We start from the raw sequence: 16,151 nt of genomic DNA, 5'->3' as shown, positions 1-16,151 counted from the left end.
CGGGCTTTTACAGGATATATCTTTTTAAAGGATTCTACCAAATAAAACACGAAATTTGTAAGATAAGGAACTAATAGTTTTGTGGGTGGAAAATTTATGTTTGGAAAGGAAGTTATAATGAAAAATTTAGAAAAAGAAATGCTTAAACAAATTAATAAACTATATCCATTGAATTTTATTGAAATTATACCAGTAACAAACGAAATGTATCAATGTCTCGCAGAACAAGGTAATTACTTCGTTAGAATAACTAACTATAAAACGTATGAAGAACAGTTGGAAGAAGTTAAATATACGGACTTTTTATATAAAAAAGGGTTAGGAGTCCCTCCAATAATTCCTTCTATATCAGGGGATTTAGTAGAAAAAATAACATTAGACAAAGAACTCTTTACTGTATTATATAAAGCTGCTCCTGGTATACATTTACCAAGAAACGAATGGAATTCTAATGTATTTAAAAAGCTTGGTCAACAAATTGGAAAATTGCATCGTATATCTAAAGACTTTGAAAGAATTGAACCAGTAATACATATAAACGACTGGTATGAAAATGAAGAGTATAATTTTATTAACTATATCCCTAAAGAAGAAACTACTATAAGAGAAATTGCATCTGACGTTTTAACTTCTATAAAGGAACTGCCAAAGGATCCTTCAAATTACGGCTTAATACATGGAGATTTATGGTTAGAAAACATATTAGTCGAAAATAATTCGAATTTAACAATGATTGATTTTCAAGACTGTGAGAAACATTTTTACATATTCGATTTAGCAGTCCCAATCTATAGTGCGATAGAATATTCATTCGTTGGGAATGGTAACATAGTCGACTATGAGAATTCTATTACAAATGCAATAATCGACGGATACCAAGAAGAAAATGAGATCCCTAAAGAAATGATAGGTCTATTTCCATTTTTTATTAAATTAAAGGAGATTTTTGAATATAGTTTAATGCATATGTATTGGGATAAAGAAGAATTAACTGAGGAACAAGTACGGATAATGAATCTTTATAGGATGAAGATTGAAAATAAGTATGCCTATATCAATATTTAAAAATGCTGTTGTTTAACTATGAGGAAACTTTAGTTAAACAACAGCATTTATTAATTAGCTACTAGACAACCTTTGTTTTATTACTTATAAAAACTGATTCAATAATCTTTTCAAATACACTTCATTTTGCGGAGATATTTTCTCAGAAAATCTAGCTGCAATAATAATAGGAGCCCATTGAAAGATCTCATCTCTTGTTAGATCAGTATTACTGCAATATATTTGTAAATACATTTCCGCTAATTCTATATAAGACTGCGCGTACAATAAATATGTACGAAACACATCTGCACGAATATCACCTGAACTAGCATCTACCCAATCTATAATATTCACATTCTTTTTACTCAAAATTAGATTAAACGGATGGAAATCCCCATGGCATAATCTAGGTTCAAATTTGATTGAATGTAACTTATTCAATATATTTCCCTTTTGTTTTTCATCCAATTGATGTACAGATTTAATTTGACACTCTAACCTTTCCCTCATTGATTCTATTTCATCCGTATTCACACGTATAGCATGAATTTTTTTTTGCTCATTAACACATAGGCCAATGTAATGCTCTGCTTTATTCAAATTATTAAGTAGAAGCTTACCAACACTTTCTCCTTCTACATATTCCATAATAATAGCTTGTCTTCCTTGTACCTCTGTAACTTCAAATACTTTAGGAACGTGTAAATCACGTGAATATGCATACTTTTGTTTTTGTGCTTCATATAGAGCTTCTGTATTAGGAAGGTATTTTCCAAACAATTTTACAACTTTATTATCACATAGATAAATTTCAGCCGTATTTCCTTTTGCTATCGGATTTTCTAGATTCAATTCATTTCTCTCCTTACAGTAAAGTATTCGTAAGATTGTTAAACAGCAGAAAAAAGTGGAGCGCCCTACATTAACCCAAGACGAACAAGAGCGTATTGAAAACATGTTATTATGTTCATTTCTTTCTGAAGAGAAGAAATTGATTACTTATTATAGAGATGATCATTTACTTACTAGATATATGACTGCAACTGACATAAATCCGATAAAAAATTAAATAACTTGTACTGATGCATCTTATAACAGAATTCCCCTTAAATTTAGGGTTATAATTGATTGACGGCATGTGAACCGATATAGCCTGCACCACCTAAAACTAAAACTGTCATTTCGTCATCACCTCTCGATTTGCGCTTTGTAATTCTTTGATAAAGCGATCAAATCCTGCTCTACCATCTTCATTCATTTTATAGACACCAGCATCTTCTAATATGCATTCGAATTTTTTTGCAACTTCAGTTTGAAGAAAGCTTTGGATGGTCTCTTCCGCATAGCCACCCTGGGCTTTTAATTCATCTGCCCATTTTTGATGGAGTTCAGAAACATTCGCTTCTTGATTTAACAAGTACAGCTCAACTTCATGAAGCTCCTCAATCAAACGTGAAGGGAGAATCGCTAGGCCCATGACTTCAATAAGCCCGATATTTTCTTTCTTAATATGCTGTACATCTGGATGTGAATGAAAGATTCCATCAGGGTATTCTTCACTCACATTATTATCACGCAGTACAAGATCAATTTCATACTTTTCTTCGCGACGCCGCACAATTGGTGTAATCGTATGATGTTGTGTGCCATATTTTGATTGCGCACGAATTTGTAAAAATTCATCCGAATAGTTCTTCCAACTTTCATGAATGTAGGTGCTGGCATTAATTAGTTCCTCTTTGTTTGAAGAAGAGAGGCGAATCACACTCATTGGCCAGTTGACAATACCGCAAGAAATATTTGGATAGTCACATAGTTCAAATGTTTTAAGAACTTTAGCCTTAGCCATCGGAAAGTTATGGCGTCCAGCTTGATAATGATCATGACTTAAGATAGATCCTCCTACAATAGGTAAATCCGCATTTGAACCAATAAAATAGTGTGGCATGATTTCTACAAAACTGAATAAACGAGAGAATGCCTCACGAGAAATTTTCATTGGTCGATGCTTCTTAGATAATACGATGGAGTGTTCATTAAAGTATGCATATGGTGAATATTGAAAACCCCATTCTTCTCCATCTAGCTCGATGTTAATGATTCGGTGACTGCTTCTACCTGGATGGTTCCAGCGACCGAAATACCCTTCATTTTCAATACAAAGTAAACATTTTGGATAATTACCCTTCGGTGTATTTCTTGCCGCTAAGATCTCTTTTGGATTTTTCTCTGGTTTGGATAAATTAATAGTAATCTCAAGTTCACCATATTTTGATTCTGCTAAATAATGAATATTTTTTGCAATCGCACGGGTCTTTATATAATCATTGCGTTTACTTAGTTCAAAGAAATAATCCGTTGCTTGTTCAGGACTTTTGCGATATCTCTCCTGAAAATTCGCATTGACCTTGGATGGAAGTGGTGTAATCACATTCATTAAAAGTGCTTCGAACATATCACGATTGGCCTGGTTTTTAGAAATAGTAAGATTTCCCCTCGCTTTATCCAAAAGCGTATCTAACAGCACATATAGGTCCGTTTCGACTACACTAGTAATCTCTCCCATTTCCGATTCGCCAATTAAACGTAATAGTTGATTGTGCGTATAAATTCGGTCATTTTCCTCAATGGCTCCATTCTCAATTGCAAGTGTAGTAAAATCATAAATTGCTTGACATGTGTTCATCGTTTCCACCTCATTCATCATCCAATCACTGTAGTTCCACTACCAATGTGTGCCACATAAAAGACAGGCGCATATCCTACAACTTTGATATATTCATCATAAACATTGTTTTTAAAAGTGTGGGTTTCACTTTCTTTTACTAATGCGATGGCGCATCCCCCAAATCCTGCTCCAGTCATACGTGCTCCAAGCACACCCTCTTGTTTTTGCGCAGTGGTCACCAATGTATCTAATTCAATCCCGGTTACTTCATAATCATCTCTTAAAGATGTATGAGAAGCATTCAATAGCTTTCCGAATTCTTCTAAATCACCTGCAGTAAGAGCTGCTTTGGCTTTTTTTGTGCGTTCATTTTCATAAACTGCATGCTTCGCGCGTTTAATTAGGACTTCATCTCCAATAAGATTTTGATTTGCATCAAATTCTGCTTCGCTTAGTTCTCCAAGTGCATTAATCTCTAACTTCGTTTGGAGACGTGCGAGTGCTTCTTCACATTCAGCACGTCGCTCATTATATTTTGAATCTGCTAGTTCACGACGTTTATTAGTATTCATAATTACAATAGCATAGTCGTCCAAAACCAATGGAACCATTTCATACTCTAACGTATTGGTATCAAGGAGAATCGCTTTGTCTTTCTCGCCAAATCCAATGGAAAATTGATCCATGATACCAGAATTTACACCAATGAATTCATTTTCAACTTTTTTACCCATTTTCACTAATTCAAGTCGCGTTACGTCTAAGTTGTACAAGTCTTCTAATACTACCCCTACCAGTAATTCAAGTGAAGCACTACTTGAAAGTCCCGCTCCGTTTGGAATCGTCCCTTCAACTAACAACTCAAAACCACAGTCTATTTTATGACCTGATTCTTTCAGTGTTAAGATAACTCCTTTTACATAATTTCCCCAATTCGCATTTTTATCGTAACCCAGTTCATTCAACGTGAAGCTAATTACTCCAATTTCTTTAAAATTCATTGAGTAAACTAATACTCTATCATCCTCACGACGTCTAGCTACTCCGTATGTTCCATAAGTAATCGAAGCGGGGAATACATAGCCACCATTATAGTCTGTATGTTCTCCGATTAAGTTGATACGTCCTGGAGAAAAATATTGAGTTGTTTCTTGAGGTCCAAATACCTCAGCAAATTTTAAAGCTAGTTCACGTTTCTTTTCCATAACTATAAACCTCTCTCTTGCATTCATTTTAAATAAGAAAATCAGCTCAGTATTCACAGGCTCACTTGTAATAGTTCATCATTATTTCTAGACGCAACATCGTATTTTCAGTAAGTTCTAATAGCAGTATCTAATTTTTTCTATACATGTTTCTAACGTGGTATAAAGAATGTCGTATTCCCGTACCACATCTGACAAGGCACGACCGTGACAATGACGCACAATTTCAAAGCGAAACGAAGCCGTGAAAGAACGAATTAACCGAAGTCCGTAATCATATGGTAAAATCATTTTGATAACCTTAGAGTAAAAAGCGAAAACTCCTCTCGTGGCTTGTCTCGGCAACAATTACGATACGGAAGTTTTCTCTTTTTTATAGTCCTTTAAGGAATCCTTAAAATTTATTCGAAAGTTTATATTGAATTATGGCTCTTTAAAAAAACATGTCTAACCTGTATGATGTTTCTTATCCAACAGTACGTACCAAATTAGATAGGTTAATACAAAAGATTGAAGTACATAGTAAGGAAGATGATGTAGAGTTTGTAAATATGATTAAGAGCTTTGTTATTGATGAACGAATTAGTCTAGACGTCGCTAAAATCATCATAGAAAAATATAAAAAAGAAAGGAATGTTTAATTATGAGTCCTGTAGTTTGAATAATAGTTGTTCTTATTATAGTTACTCAAAGCTTTTTATCATCTCGAAAAACCCCTTATTTAAGTGGAATTCTTCCTGTAGCATACATAGGCTTTATTAGCTTCTTTTTTAATAAACTAATAGCTAATGGTGATTATTTCTCTACATGGCTAATGATAATAGCCGGTTTATGCGGGCTTTTAAGTATATGGAATTCAGACAGAGAACGTTTTAAAAGAAATAGACAAAAAGAATTAGATCGAATTGAGTTACAGAATCTCTAATTTTAATTTTCTTTTTGTCCTACGCTTTTTATTCCACGGTTCCCTTGACCACGAGCCTCTACACCCTCATCGTCAAGGGACTTTCGCGGCATAAATGCATAAGACTTAATGATTCCCCCAAATAGAAACTACTTTTAGTAGTTTCGAGATCGTAACTGCTGATAGCAGGAAAAATCATTTATGATTGATATAGCTGTGTACGTTGTTTTACTTGATTAAAATAAAATCCTACAAGTTGAAGGCAATCTCCTCTTTTTTCTTAAATTCTGGAAGCCACTCTCCATGTGCCTCTATTAAATCATCACAAAGGGAAACAATATCATCCAATGACAATTCTGCGGCCGTGTGGGGATCTAGCATCGCCGCCTGGTAAATATATTCTCGTTTACGTGTAATGGCGGCTTCAATGGTTAGCAGCTGCGTATTAATATTGGTACGGTTTAATGCAGCAAGCTGCTCAGGGAGATCTCCAACATACGTTGGAGTTATGCCACTTCGATCCGCTATACACGTAACTTCCACACAGGCTTTTTCAGGTAAGTTGCTAATCAATCTTCCGGTATTTAGTATATTTCCATTAAATTTAAATGGGATATTCGTTTCAATGGCTTCAATGATACCTGAACCATATTCTTTTGAGCGTACATGGTCTAATGCCTTATTATTGACTAATTCCTCCCGCATGGTTTCCCACCTCTTGATTTGCTGTTCACAACGGCGCGGATATTCATCAAGGGGAATATTGTATTTTTCGATTAACTCCGGATATCTAGACTTGATAAAATACGGATGATACTCGGCGTTATGCTCAGATGATTCGGTCACATAATATCCAAACTTATCCATCAATTCAAATCTCACCATGTCATGATGTTTTGTTTTTTGCTTTTCTCTTGCCCTTCTTTTAATTTCTGGATAGAGATTCTCACCATTTCTTGTTACTTCCAATAGCCATGCCATATGGTTAATTCCTGCAATCTTTTCCTGAACACCTTCAGAATCCATGCCCAATGATTTGAATAGTTCGCTTGTACAACTTTGAACGCTGTGACATAGGCCCACTGTTTTAATTGATGTAAAACGATTCATCACGCCTGTTAATACCGCCATAGGATTGGTGTAATTTAGAAAGAGGGCATTAGGACAAACCTCTTCCATGTCCTTTGCAAAATCTAGCAGCACAGGAATGGTTCGGAGATTACGAAAGATACCGCCTATCCCTACCGTGTCAGCAATCGTCTGCCGTAAACCATATTTCTTAGGAATTTCAAAATCAATCACTGTGCTTGGCTTATAACCACCCACTTGAATGGCATTAATGACGTATTTTGCGTCCTTAAGCGCTTCCTTTCGATCTAAATAGGCTTTAATTTGAATATTTTTATTCAAGCTTTCTTTCAAGTTGGTCAACATATTCTCGGAATCTTTTAACCTTTGCAAATCAATGTCATATAGTGCGAATTCAAATCCCTCTAACGCTGGTACAAGCATACAATCACCAAGAACATTTTTCGCAAACACCGTGCTACCTGCACCTATAAAAGTAATTTTTGACATTTTTATCCTCCTCATGAGCCATTTTTATTTATTATTTATAGCAACTAGGATCGGCTTTTTAGAATAAAAATCCGTGAAAAAAATCCTCCCATTGCAGTGTTCCTAAAAACAGTTTGTTCTAGTTGAATACCAGCATTCATTAACATGAAGCCATAATCCGATTTAGGCTTTTCTAAAAATTAGAACTCCAGATTTCTCTGTCTCCATCCTATGTAACCCTTTGGATAGATCGGTTTTATGTTTTCGGATTAATTTGCCAGTGCAGCTGTATGTCTCAATTGTTATATTGAAAAGATCTGTTTCTAAATCTAGGATGAACTCCTCGTTTAAAGTGCCATTTACAATAATAAATTCCTCGGGAATATTGGTACCAGTCTTAATACAAACATCTGCGTAAATGGCGATTAGTCTGGTTGAGTCATTCACAGTTTCTACTATCGGATAAAGTAATTCCGGTGCAGTAGGCTTTAAATCACCATTTAATAATACGTCTTGGTATTTTTTCGAAAACCCTAGCCAAAACTTTGCCATTTCAAAATGATCTTTATTTAATCTTTCAAAACGCATGGAAAATTGCGGTACACCAAAAATAACATTGATTAATTGCAGTGCCGCATTTTCGGTCGTATCTTCTGGACTCCACATAATCATATCGGAATGAACAGCAGTGTTTCCTGATAGCAAGCGTAGATCCATAATACCAACACGGTTTGTAATTGCATCATTCGGGCAATCTCCTACCCTGAAAATATTTCCATATTTCCTCATATAAGGTCCGATATATCTTTGTCTGAATTCAACCATAATGGATGGCTTAATTAATTTTAAACTTTCCATAATATCAGTAAATAGACGATCCACCGCTTCCTGTACGGATTCATAATCCCGTTCTGGATCAAATTGAATTGCTTGTCCCTTCGCTCGATTTAAATCAAATAAATCAATAAAATCAAATTTAAATCCGTCCAGATTCCACTTTTTCAGAGCTTTTTCGTAAGTAGATATCAAATATTCCCTGACTTCTGGGTAACGTGGATCCAAAACTCCTGCCTGGAGATTATCACTGAAATATAAAATTTTACTTCGGAATCGCTCCCATGTCTTTGAATAGATTCCCACAAATGGTACACTATACCACAATAAATATTTCATCCCCAAATCATGTACTCTCTCAACATGTTCCCTCATGCCCACGATTCTTTTAGGAGACACTTCCCAATCTCCACAATAAGCATAACCACGATGATCATCTTCTGTCTGCCAGCCATCGTCAACGATAACAGCCCCACAACCTAACTGTTTCGCAATCTCACATTGTTTCTCGATTTCATCATCAGATATGTCCTGATGGAAGCTATACCATGTCGAATACATAGGAAGCTTCGCAATTTCTGGAACAAAGGATGGCCCATATCCATCCATTTCCTCATACCACACGGAAATATCTTGGATTGCTTGATAATAAGGAATATCCCTCATATCGACTCGAATCACTCCATCATAGGATGATTGAACTTTGGATGGCTCTGTAAATAATGTGATTTGCGCTTTCATCGTTCCAGTTTCTTCGTGGACGCCCAAATTAAAATTAACAGTATCCATCGCATTGGAATATGCTACAGCCAGCCTGTTTTGTCCTTCTTGATTATAGAAACAGCCAACCGGGGCTAATACTGTTGCTTTAGAAGAAAAACCTCCATCCCAATCCACACCGAAACTTTTACTACGGGAGGATCCTGGATGCCAATATGATTGAATATCAACAATTGGGTGATGCCAAACTAAATTAACTTTTGGGAATTGAATGGGTTGTTCTGATCCTATATGAATATGAACAAATAAAACTCCATTTTCTTCTCTTTGGTCAATTTTGACTTTGACACTCTCTTCATGAATGGCCTCAATGTTTACCTTTTGTGTGATCATAGCCTCTCCTCCTCTTTTTCTTTTTTAGAATATTGAATTATAGAGCTACACCTTTTAAGCGAGCAAAAATATTTTTTGTAAACAATACGATGACTAGTGCAATACCACTACCACCAAACATGAATAATAGACCTGGATATATTAAAAAAAGAAGTGACATCAGAATGAGAGTGATGATGATCATGATCGTTTTTATCGGATTTGCTATGCCTATTAATGTGGCATATTTAAAATAATGAAATGTTGTTACTTCAAAATGATTAAATGTCTGAATAATATAGAGTAAATTCACTACATAAAATAAAAGCATTGACAAACTCATAAGGGAAAGAACCCTACTTACCAAGGTGTCATACATTTGAAAAAAATAAAGATCCGTCATAAGTATCGATCCTATTAAAACGATGACAAAACCCATTTTGTTCGATTTTTTAAAATTAGATTGATAGGAATCCCAAAAAGTTGCTACCATTTTTGTATCCTTTTTGTTGATCAAATCCATTATTAATTGGAACATAGCAACAGTCGATGGGAATAATCCAAACACCCCAAAACCAATCAATGTAAATCCAATCCACAATAAATTAAGACATAACAATTTCATAATCCATTCTAATAAATGATAAATCCTTGCGATCACGGCCCACTTCCTCCTTTCTGTCTTCCTTGATCAGGTAGGAAATAAACATTATTTGATACCTGTATTTTGAACGCCATCCAGGATAAAGCGCTGTGCTATAAAAAATACTATAATGGGAGGAATACAAATTAATAGAGTCGAAGCCATGATAGAAGTCATATCAACTCCAAACATCCCTTTGAATTGCATGAGTCCCAACGTTAAAGTGTATTTACTTTGATCGTTCAGAAAAATTAATGGTCCTAAATAATCATTCCATGAGCCTAACATTTGAAACACACCGACAACCACCAATACTGGAGCCATTAACGGAATGAATATCCGATAAAAAATTTGAAAATGGTTCGCCCCGTCTATGAGCGCTGCTTCTTCCATTTCTTTCGGAACTCCTAATAAAAATTGGCGAAGTAAAAAAATGAAATAGGGTGATCCAAAAAAGTTAGGAACAATCAGTGGTTTTAAAGTATTAATCCAGCCCAACTGATTAAATTCCATATATAAGGGAATTGCAGTTACATCCCAGGGAATCATCATTCCTGCTAGTAAAATTAGAAAAAGAATGTCCCTTCCTTTAAAATTGAATCTGGCAAATCCATAAGCTACTAAAGAAGATGATAATAGTTGTCCGATGATGCCTAATCCTGTAACAATCAAAGAATTTTCCAGAAATGTTGTAAAAGGTAAAACAGTCCAGGCTTTATAAAAATTACTAAATTCAAACTGAGACGGAATTAGTTTCGGAGGAAAAACAAATGTCTCAGCAGGGGTTTTTACAGCTGTAATGAACATCCAAAGAAATGGTGCGATAAAAAATAAACAAAAAATAATCAGTATTGTATGTACAATAACCTTCGTTGTTATACTTCTCGTAATCATCATATTCCTCCTTTCCTATTTTTGTTTCTTTTTCATCTCATTTTCATAGTAAACCCAAGTATTAGATGATTTGAAAACCAGTAATGTCAGAGCCAAAATAATTAAGAACATAAACCAAGCATTTGCGGATGCATAACCCATTTTAAAATACTTGAAAGCATTTTCATAAACATACATCGCATAGAAATACGTCTTTCTTAAAGGCCCTCCACCTGTTAGAACAAGCGCGAGTGTTAACTGTTGAAATGCTGAAATGATAGCAGTAATGACATTAAACAGAATGGTTGGACTCAGCATCGGAAGTGTTATTTTACTGAACTTGTGCCATTTACTTGCACCATCTATATCTGCAGCTTCATATAGGTCTTTCGGTATATTTTTTAAACCGGCTAAGAATATCAGCATCATAGTCCCTTGCCCCCAAATACCTGCAAACACGATGGCAAAAAGTGACCAGGTTGGATCATTTAGCCAGTTTGGTCCATTAATGCCAATTAATGATAGTAGATAGTTTAGTAAACCGTATTCTCCGTCGTACATCCATGACCAAATCATTGAAAGGGCTACTCCCGAAACAACCGTAGGAAGATAGAATATCGTTCTATAGCCTGAAAGCCATTTTACTTTTTGATTTAATAATATAGCTAGCAAGAGAGCAATACCGATGTTTAACGGTACTAAAATAGCAGCAAACTTAAAGGTAACTCCTAAAGATTGCCAAAACACTGGATCATTTGTAAACATATCAACATAATTTTTGAAACCAATAAACGTTGGGGTTCCAACAGTAGGCCAATCAAAAAAGCTTATGATAAGAGAAAAAATCAAGGGTCCGAACGTAAAACAGATGAAACCAATGATCCAAGGAGAAATGAATAGATAGGGAGTAAGGTCTCCCCATCTAATCTTTGATAGAATGGATATGGGGCGTTCGGGAACCGTTTGAGTTATTTTATTTTCAGTTTTTATAATCATGGAATGATCCCCTTCTTTCTCTTAAATTATTTTTTTAGTGCAGGCTCTGTTAATTTAACCGCTTCATTCAAGGCTTTATCTGCTGAATTTTGCCCTAATAATACACTGCTAATTGCATAATCAAGTTTTTTGTCAACTTCTGTCCATTTGTTTGTAAGTAAAAAGCCTGGAGTATCTGATGATCTTTCAAGCATAGTATAGAATGTACTTAATAACTGATCATTTTTATGGCTTTGTTCGGAAACCACACTCTTAAGTACTGGCATATCAGTCTTTCTCATTTCTGCTGCTTCTGCTGATACAAAGTATTTGATAAATTTCCAGGCTAGATCTTTTTCTTTAGAGTCTTTGGCCATTGCAATTCCTGCAGAATGGATAACACCCTTTGAAGGTTGCCCATGAAAGGATGGAATTTCTGCAGTTCCAAAATCCATGCCAGCCTTTTTAAAATCTTCTAAAGGCCAAATGCCGTTCTCGATCATAGCAATTTTCCCTGATTTGAAACTTTCAGTGACTTTATCAGACACAATAGCACTATTTTCATCAATCATATGTTGAAAGTCATTAAGGATTTCTTGTGTTTTTGAACTATTCATATATCCATCTACCTTTTTGCCATCAGGACTAATGAAACTACTCCCATTACTCCATACATATTCTTGGAATGCATATGAATTTTTTTTGGAAGAGAGAACAAACCCATATTGTTTCTTTTCAGGATTGGATAACTTTTTCGCTGCATCACTGAACTGCTCCCAAGTCCAACCAGAAGTCGGAAGAGGTACCCCTGTTTCTTGGAAAAGTTTTTTATTGTAATAAATGACGCGAGTAGTAAAACCAATTGGAAATCCATAGGTAGTATTTTTAAATTTATGATAGTTTAGAATATTCGTATAAAAATCATCAAAAGTTGTTTTAAAACTACTGTCTTTATTTACGTAATCATCAAGTGGCTCCAGAGATTTATAGTAATCTGGATAATTCCACATATACATGACATCAGGGGGATTTTTTGCTCCGAAAGAAGCAGCCAGCTTATCCTCAAACCCGTCAGCATATGCTTCAACTTGCACTTTCACTCCTGGATTCGCCTTTTCAAACTTTTTCGCAATATCTTGTTGGTATTTGAGACTCTCTCCAGTATCCCATGTAGCAAAGCGTAATACCTTCTCCCCACTTTTACCTTGACTAGAAGATTTCTCACTGTTCCCGCAAGCAGAAAGCAGCATTGCAAAAGAAATAGCTAAAATTAATAATAACGATATTCTTTTTTTCAACATAAATCCCCCTATCATTTTTTGAAGATCAATTTTGTCTTTTGTAAAACAATCTTTAGACCTAACTTTAAGAATACGCTTTCATTCTTCTTAAAAATTTTTTAAATTTCCTCACCTCCACAACTTTTTCTAATAATCAAACTAGTCGGAACCACCACTTTTAATGGCAGTGTTCTCCCACCAATGCGTTCAACTAGAAGATTTACTGCTACTTTCCCCATCTCCTCGGTATGAACTTTTACAGTGGATAATGGAGGAGTAACAAATTCGCATAATTCAATCCCATCAAATCCAAAGATTGCGATATCATCAGGAACTTTTAATCCTGAATCCGTTAAAGCTTTCAAAGCACCAATGGCCATAGGGTCACTTCCAATGAAAAAGGCGGTAGGGAGATTCCCTGAATGGATCGCTTCCTCCATTAGCGTTAAGCCATCTTTCGTTGTCCATTTTCCAATATAAGTATATTCCGGGTTATATAATCCCCGTTCCGTTAGCATTTTTTCATATGTTCTTTTTCGTACATCATGAATCTCTAATTTTCCGGATAATCCACCAATGGTATATGATTGACCACCAATATAGCCTATTTTTTTGTGTCCTAAATCCAATAAGTATTGAATAACCTTTTCAGTAGCTTTTTCAGAATCTATCACCACTGAATCATATAGTTGTTCGTCAGGAGATACATCGACAAACACTAAATGTTGTACTTGCTTTACTTGATTTTCCACCTCTTCTTGACCTATGACTCCTACTACTATTAATCCATCCAATCCTTCTAGATCCTTTTTATTGAAAGGAGGTCTCAACATTTTCGATAGTTCAATTCCCAATTCAATCATCCTCTTTTCAATTCCATTACGAATGGCCAAAAAATATGGATCATCAAATTCCGATTCCTGAGAAAGATACATCAAAAGCCCAATTTTTCCATACTGCTTAGGATTGGTAATTTTTTTTTCTATATTTCGTTGCTTTTTAGGAATGTAATCTAACTCTTCTGCAGCCTTAAGGATTTTTTTCCGAGTCTCTTCTGTAACGGATAAAGTTTGATCCTCATTTAACACTCTTGATACAGTCGTTTTTGATATCTGTGCCTTTTTGGCAATTTCATTTAATGTTACCAATATGATTACCTCTTTTTCTATTTTTAGTAAATAAAAGTAATAATTTAGTGAATTTTCACTTAAATATAATATATCAGAGGTGAAAAACGAACGCAATATTAATTTTCATAATTTTCAATTTAATTTTTCACCACTATTCACCCATATTGAGATTCAAGGGTCCGAAGATTTTAATAACTATTAACATTCACTTATTTTTCATTACGATATAAAGAGCGAAAAAATCCAGCGAATAAATCAATTAATTCAGTAAACTAAAATAAAAATTTACTGAAGAAACATTCAGCCTCTTCAACTGTAATTGCATTAATCTCATTGCTATTGGGGAAGCGAGTGCTATCAAAGGAGTTAATAAAAATAATGAGTTTTGAGGGTAACACGGGTACGATGTGGCTTCATCCTCGGGGCTAATTGGTATGGAATTACAAGGAGCAATGGCCATATTCACCGTTAATTTAAAAAGAATCGTAAAACTTTTGGGTTAAGATAAGCGAAAAACAGTGTGGAAATTAAGAAAAGCCGACTATTCCTTCCAGAATTATGGATTGAAAGTCGGCTTTTTTATTTAATTATGCTGAAACCCTTCTTCATGAAAATGCAAAAAACTCACCACTTCCTATAATTATATAGAAAGTGGCAAGTTTAATTTTCTAGGAATATCGGAATGAAACTCAGGTGTATGCAAAATAGAAAATGTATACCCCTGTTGAATAAATAATACTTCATTATGTTTATTTTCAAATGGAACACTGTTTTTCTTAAAATTATTTTGGATTCGTTTTAAAAATGCGTAATCAGGTGTTCCGAAAGATACGTGTACTTTTGGTGGTAAAGCTCTCATCGCAATTGGAATCCAAGGACGCTGCCACCAAGTTGCAACGATATATGTAGTGCCACCTATAACAAAGTTGAAAATCTCTCCATCTTCCATCGTTTTCATATTTAGATTTGATTTCAACCATTCCGTAAATACAGGTACACTTTTAACGGGAAGACCGATTTCCCTTACGTATAAAATGTTTAACGGTGAATGGGGAACTAATACGTCTTCTTTTATATAACTATGTGCGATAATTTCGAGAAGATTTCCATCACCATCTTTAAAGTATAAATTGAATAGACCATTCTCCTCACCAATTGTATGACCATCTTTCCATTTCACAATGAGTAATCCAGACTTTTTAAGCCATTTTGCCGTTTCATGAAACTTTGAATATGGGATCTCAAAGGCGAAATGCGCAGGGGCAATTGGTTCATATACTTCTTGAAAACTAATTGTTGTATACGGTGTTACTTCAAATTGAATAAATGATGCGGTTTCTTTTTTTATCGAAAAAGATAATATGTCTTTATAAACTTGTTTTACCCCTTCAATAGAAACCGTTTGTAGTTTTATATTTGATATATGTGTAATCACGTTACATTCCCCCTTGTTTCTTATTATCTATTCGTATTGTATTACAATTATAAATAGATAAAATCAAACGGAAGGATTGATTTTTTATATAAAAACTACAACTTTAGTATGAATCGTCTAAATCCAATTACTTTTAATTTCCTCTATAACAACTTCTGGTTTATCCCAGCGTAACAAATGTGTAGTATCAGGAATTACTTTTACTATACTGTCAGTTTTCTCTGCATTCTTTTCCACAAAAAAAGCTGATTTTCTTTTAAAGAAAATCAGCTTTTACGTTAAAATATACTATGATTTAACAGCAATAATCATAAACCTTTTTGAATTCGTACGAATACCTTTTTCAGAACTATTAGTGTCAATGAACTTTTGTAAAATATTAAAGTCCTCTTCTTTTTCTCCAAATCTAGGAATAATAGGCGTATGTTTTAATAAGAAAATGAGATCCTCAGGAGTACTGTAATAATCAGTAACATCATATTCACGTACTTGTACGAGTTCAAATCCT

Annotated in this window: 13 protein-coding genes and 4 pseudogenes; 4 read left to right on the top strand and 13 right to left on the bottom strand. The window is 34.6% G+C overall.

All coding sequences use genetic code 11. From position 1 onward, the window contains the following. Positions 1 to 96 precede the first annotated feature (96 nt). Positions 97 to 1,065: a phosphotransferase enzyme family protein gene (locus tag ACP6L7_RS11430; RefSeq protein WP_141536800.1), complete on the top strand. Its 969-nt coding sequence runs from the start codon at positions 97 to 99 to the stop codon at positions 1,063 to 1,065. Between the two features lie 84 nt (positions 1,066 to 1,149). Here the strand turns inward: ACP6L7_RS11430 and ACP6L7_RS11425 are convergent, their stop codons facing one another. Further along, on the bottom strand, positions 1,150 to 1,899 hold the full coding sequence (locus ACP6L7_RS11425; RefSeq protein ID WP_097829226.1) for an aminoglycoside phosphotransferase family protein: 750 nt from the start codon (positions 1,897 to 1,899) through the stop codon (positions 1,150 to 1,152). A gap of 25 nt (positions 1,900 to 1,924) precedes the next feature. On the opposite strand from ACP6L7_RS11425, the pseudogene ACP6L7_RS11420 reads away from it, so the two are divergent. Beyond that, positions 1,925 to 2,179, top strand: a pseudogene (locus ACP6L7_RS11420) (YolD-like family protein). 45 nt (positions 2,180 to 2,224) lie between these two features. Here ACP6L7_RS11420 and galT read toward each other — a convergent pair. Beyond that, a complete protein-coding gene (gene galT, locus ACP6L7_RS11415) occupies positions 2,225 to 3,754 on the bottom strand; it encodes a UDP-glucose--hexose-1-phosphate uridylyltransferase (protein WP_097829224.1) in 1,530 nt (509 codons plus the stop codon). After that, positions 3,751 to 4,920 (bottom strand): galactokinase, encoded by a 1,170-nt coding sequence (locus tag ACP6L7_RS11410; protein WP_097829223.1) that lies wholly within the window; start codon positions 4,918 to 4,920, stop codon positions 3,751 to 3,753. Before ACP6L7_RS11410 ends, galT begins: the two co-directional genes overlap by 4 nt. Before the next feature lie 403 nt (positions 4,921 to 5,323). Between ACP6L7_RS11410 and ACP6L7_RS11405 the strand changes: the two are divergent. Both ACP6L7_RS11405 and ACP6L7_RS11400 read left to right on the top strand, forming a co-directional pair. Further along, positions 5,324 to 5,561, top strand: a pseudogene (locus ACP6L7_RS11405) (DUF2089 family protein). 20 nt (positions 5,562 to 5,581) lie between these two features. Beyond that, positions 5,582 to 5,845 (top strand): hypothetical protein, encoded by a 264-nt coding sequence (locus tag ACP6L7_RS11400; RefSeq protein WP_240523241.1) that lies wholly within the window; start codon positions 5,582 to 5,584, stop codon positions 5,843 to 5,845. 228 nt (positions 5,846 to 6,073) lie between these two features. Here the strand turns inward: ACP6L7_RS11400 and ACP6L7_RS11395 are convergent, their stop codons facing one another. The 10 genes and pseudogenes from ACP6L7_RS11395 to ACP6L7_RS11350 all read right to left on the bottom strand — a co-directional run. Continuing rightward, positions 6,074 to 7,402, bottom strand: coding sequence for an alpha-glucosidase/alpha-galactosidase (locus ACP6L7_RS11395; protein ID WP_097829221.1), 1,329 nt, complete (start codon positions 7,400 to 7,402; stop codon positions 6,074 to 6,076). Between the two features lie 162 nt (positions 7,403 to 7,564). Beyond that, entirely contained in the window at positions 7,565 to 9,328 is a 1,764-nt protein-coding gene (locus tag ACP6L7_RS11390) for a glycoside hydrolase family 36 protein (protein ID WP_097829220.1), read from the bottom strand. A 37-nt stretch (positions 9,329 to 9,365) separates the two neighbouring features. Further along, positions 9,366 to 9,968 carry a YesL family protein gene (locus ACP6L7_RS11385; protein WP_097829219.1) on the bottom strand — a complete coding sequence of 201 codons (603 nt, stop codon included), beginning with the start codon at positions 9,966 to 9,968 and terminating at the stop codon, positions 9,366 to 9,368. A 48-nt stretch (positions 9,969 to 10,016) separates the two neighbouring features. Then, positions 10,017 to 10,844 carry a carbohydrate ABC transporter permease gene (locus tag ACP6L7_RS11380; RefSeq protein ID WP_097829218.1) on the bottom strand — a complete coding sequence of 276 codons (828 nt, stop codon included), beginning with the start codon at positions 10,842 to 10,844 and terminating at the stop codon, positions 10,017 to 10,019. A gap of 15 nt (positions 10,845 to 10,859) precedes the next feature. Continuing rightward, positions 10,860 to 11,819 carry a carbohydrate ABC transporter permease gene (locus ACP6L7_RS11375; RefSeq protein ID WP_002201080.1) on the bottom strand — a complete coding sequence of 320 codons (960 nt, stop codon included), beginning with the start codon at positions 11,817 to 11,819 and terminating at the stop codon, positions 10,860 to 10,862. Positions 11,820 to 11,845: 26 nt separating this feature from the next. Continuing rightward, on the bottom strand, positions 11,846 to 13,096 hold the full coding sequence (locus tag ACP6L7_RS11370) for an ABC transporter substrate-binding protein (protein ID WP_097829488.1): 1,251 nt from the start codon (positions 13,094 to 13,096) through the stop codon (positions 11,846 to 11,848). Positions 13,097 to 13,197: 101 nt separating this feature from the next. After that, positions 13,198 to 14,226: a LacI family DNA-binding transcriptional regulator gene (locus ACP6L7_RS11365; RefSeq protein WP_098361969.1), complete on the bottom strand. Its 1,029-nt coding sequence runs from the start codon at positions 14,224 to 14,226 to the stop codon at positions 13,198 to 13,200. A gap of 622 nt (positions 14,227 to 14,848) precedes the next feature. Beyond that, positions 14,849 to 15,643, bottom strand: coding sequence for a VOC family protein (locus ACP6L7_RS11360; protein ID WP_097829216.1), 795 nt, complete (start codon positions 15,641 to 15,643; stop codon positions 14,849 to 14,851). Between the two features lie 117 nt (positions 15,644 to 15,760). After that, a pseudogene (locus ACP6L7_RS11355) lies at positions 15,761 to 15,862 on the bottom strand (alpha/beta hydrolase); the annotation flags it as partial. Positions 15,863 to 15,931: 69 nt separating this feature from the next. After that, positions 15,932 to 16,151, bottom strand: a pseudogene (locus ACP6L7_RS11350) (SAM-dependent methyltransferase); the annotation flags it as partial.

This window comes from Bacillus silvicola, assembly GCF_050524305.1.
GTDB classification, from domain to species: Bacteria; Bacillota; Bacilli; order Bacillales; family Bacillaceae_G; genus Bacillus_A; species Bacillus_A cereus_AT.
This window is presented reverse-complemented; position numbering and strand designations above follow the sequence as displayed.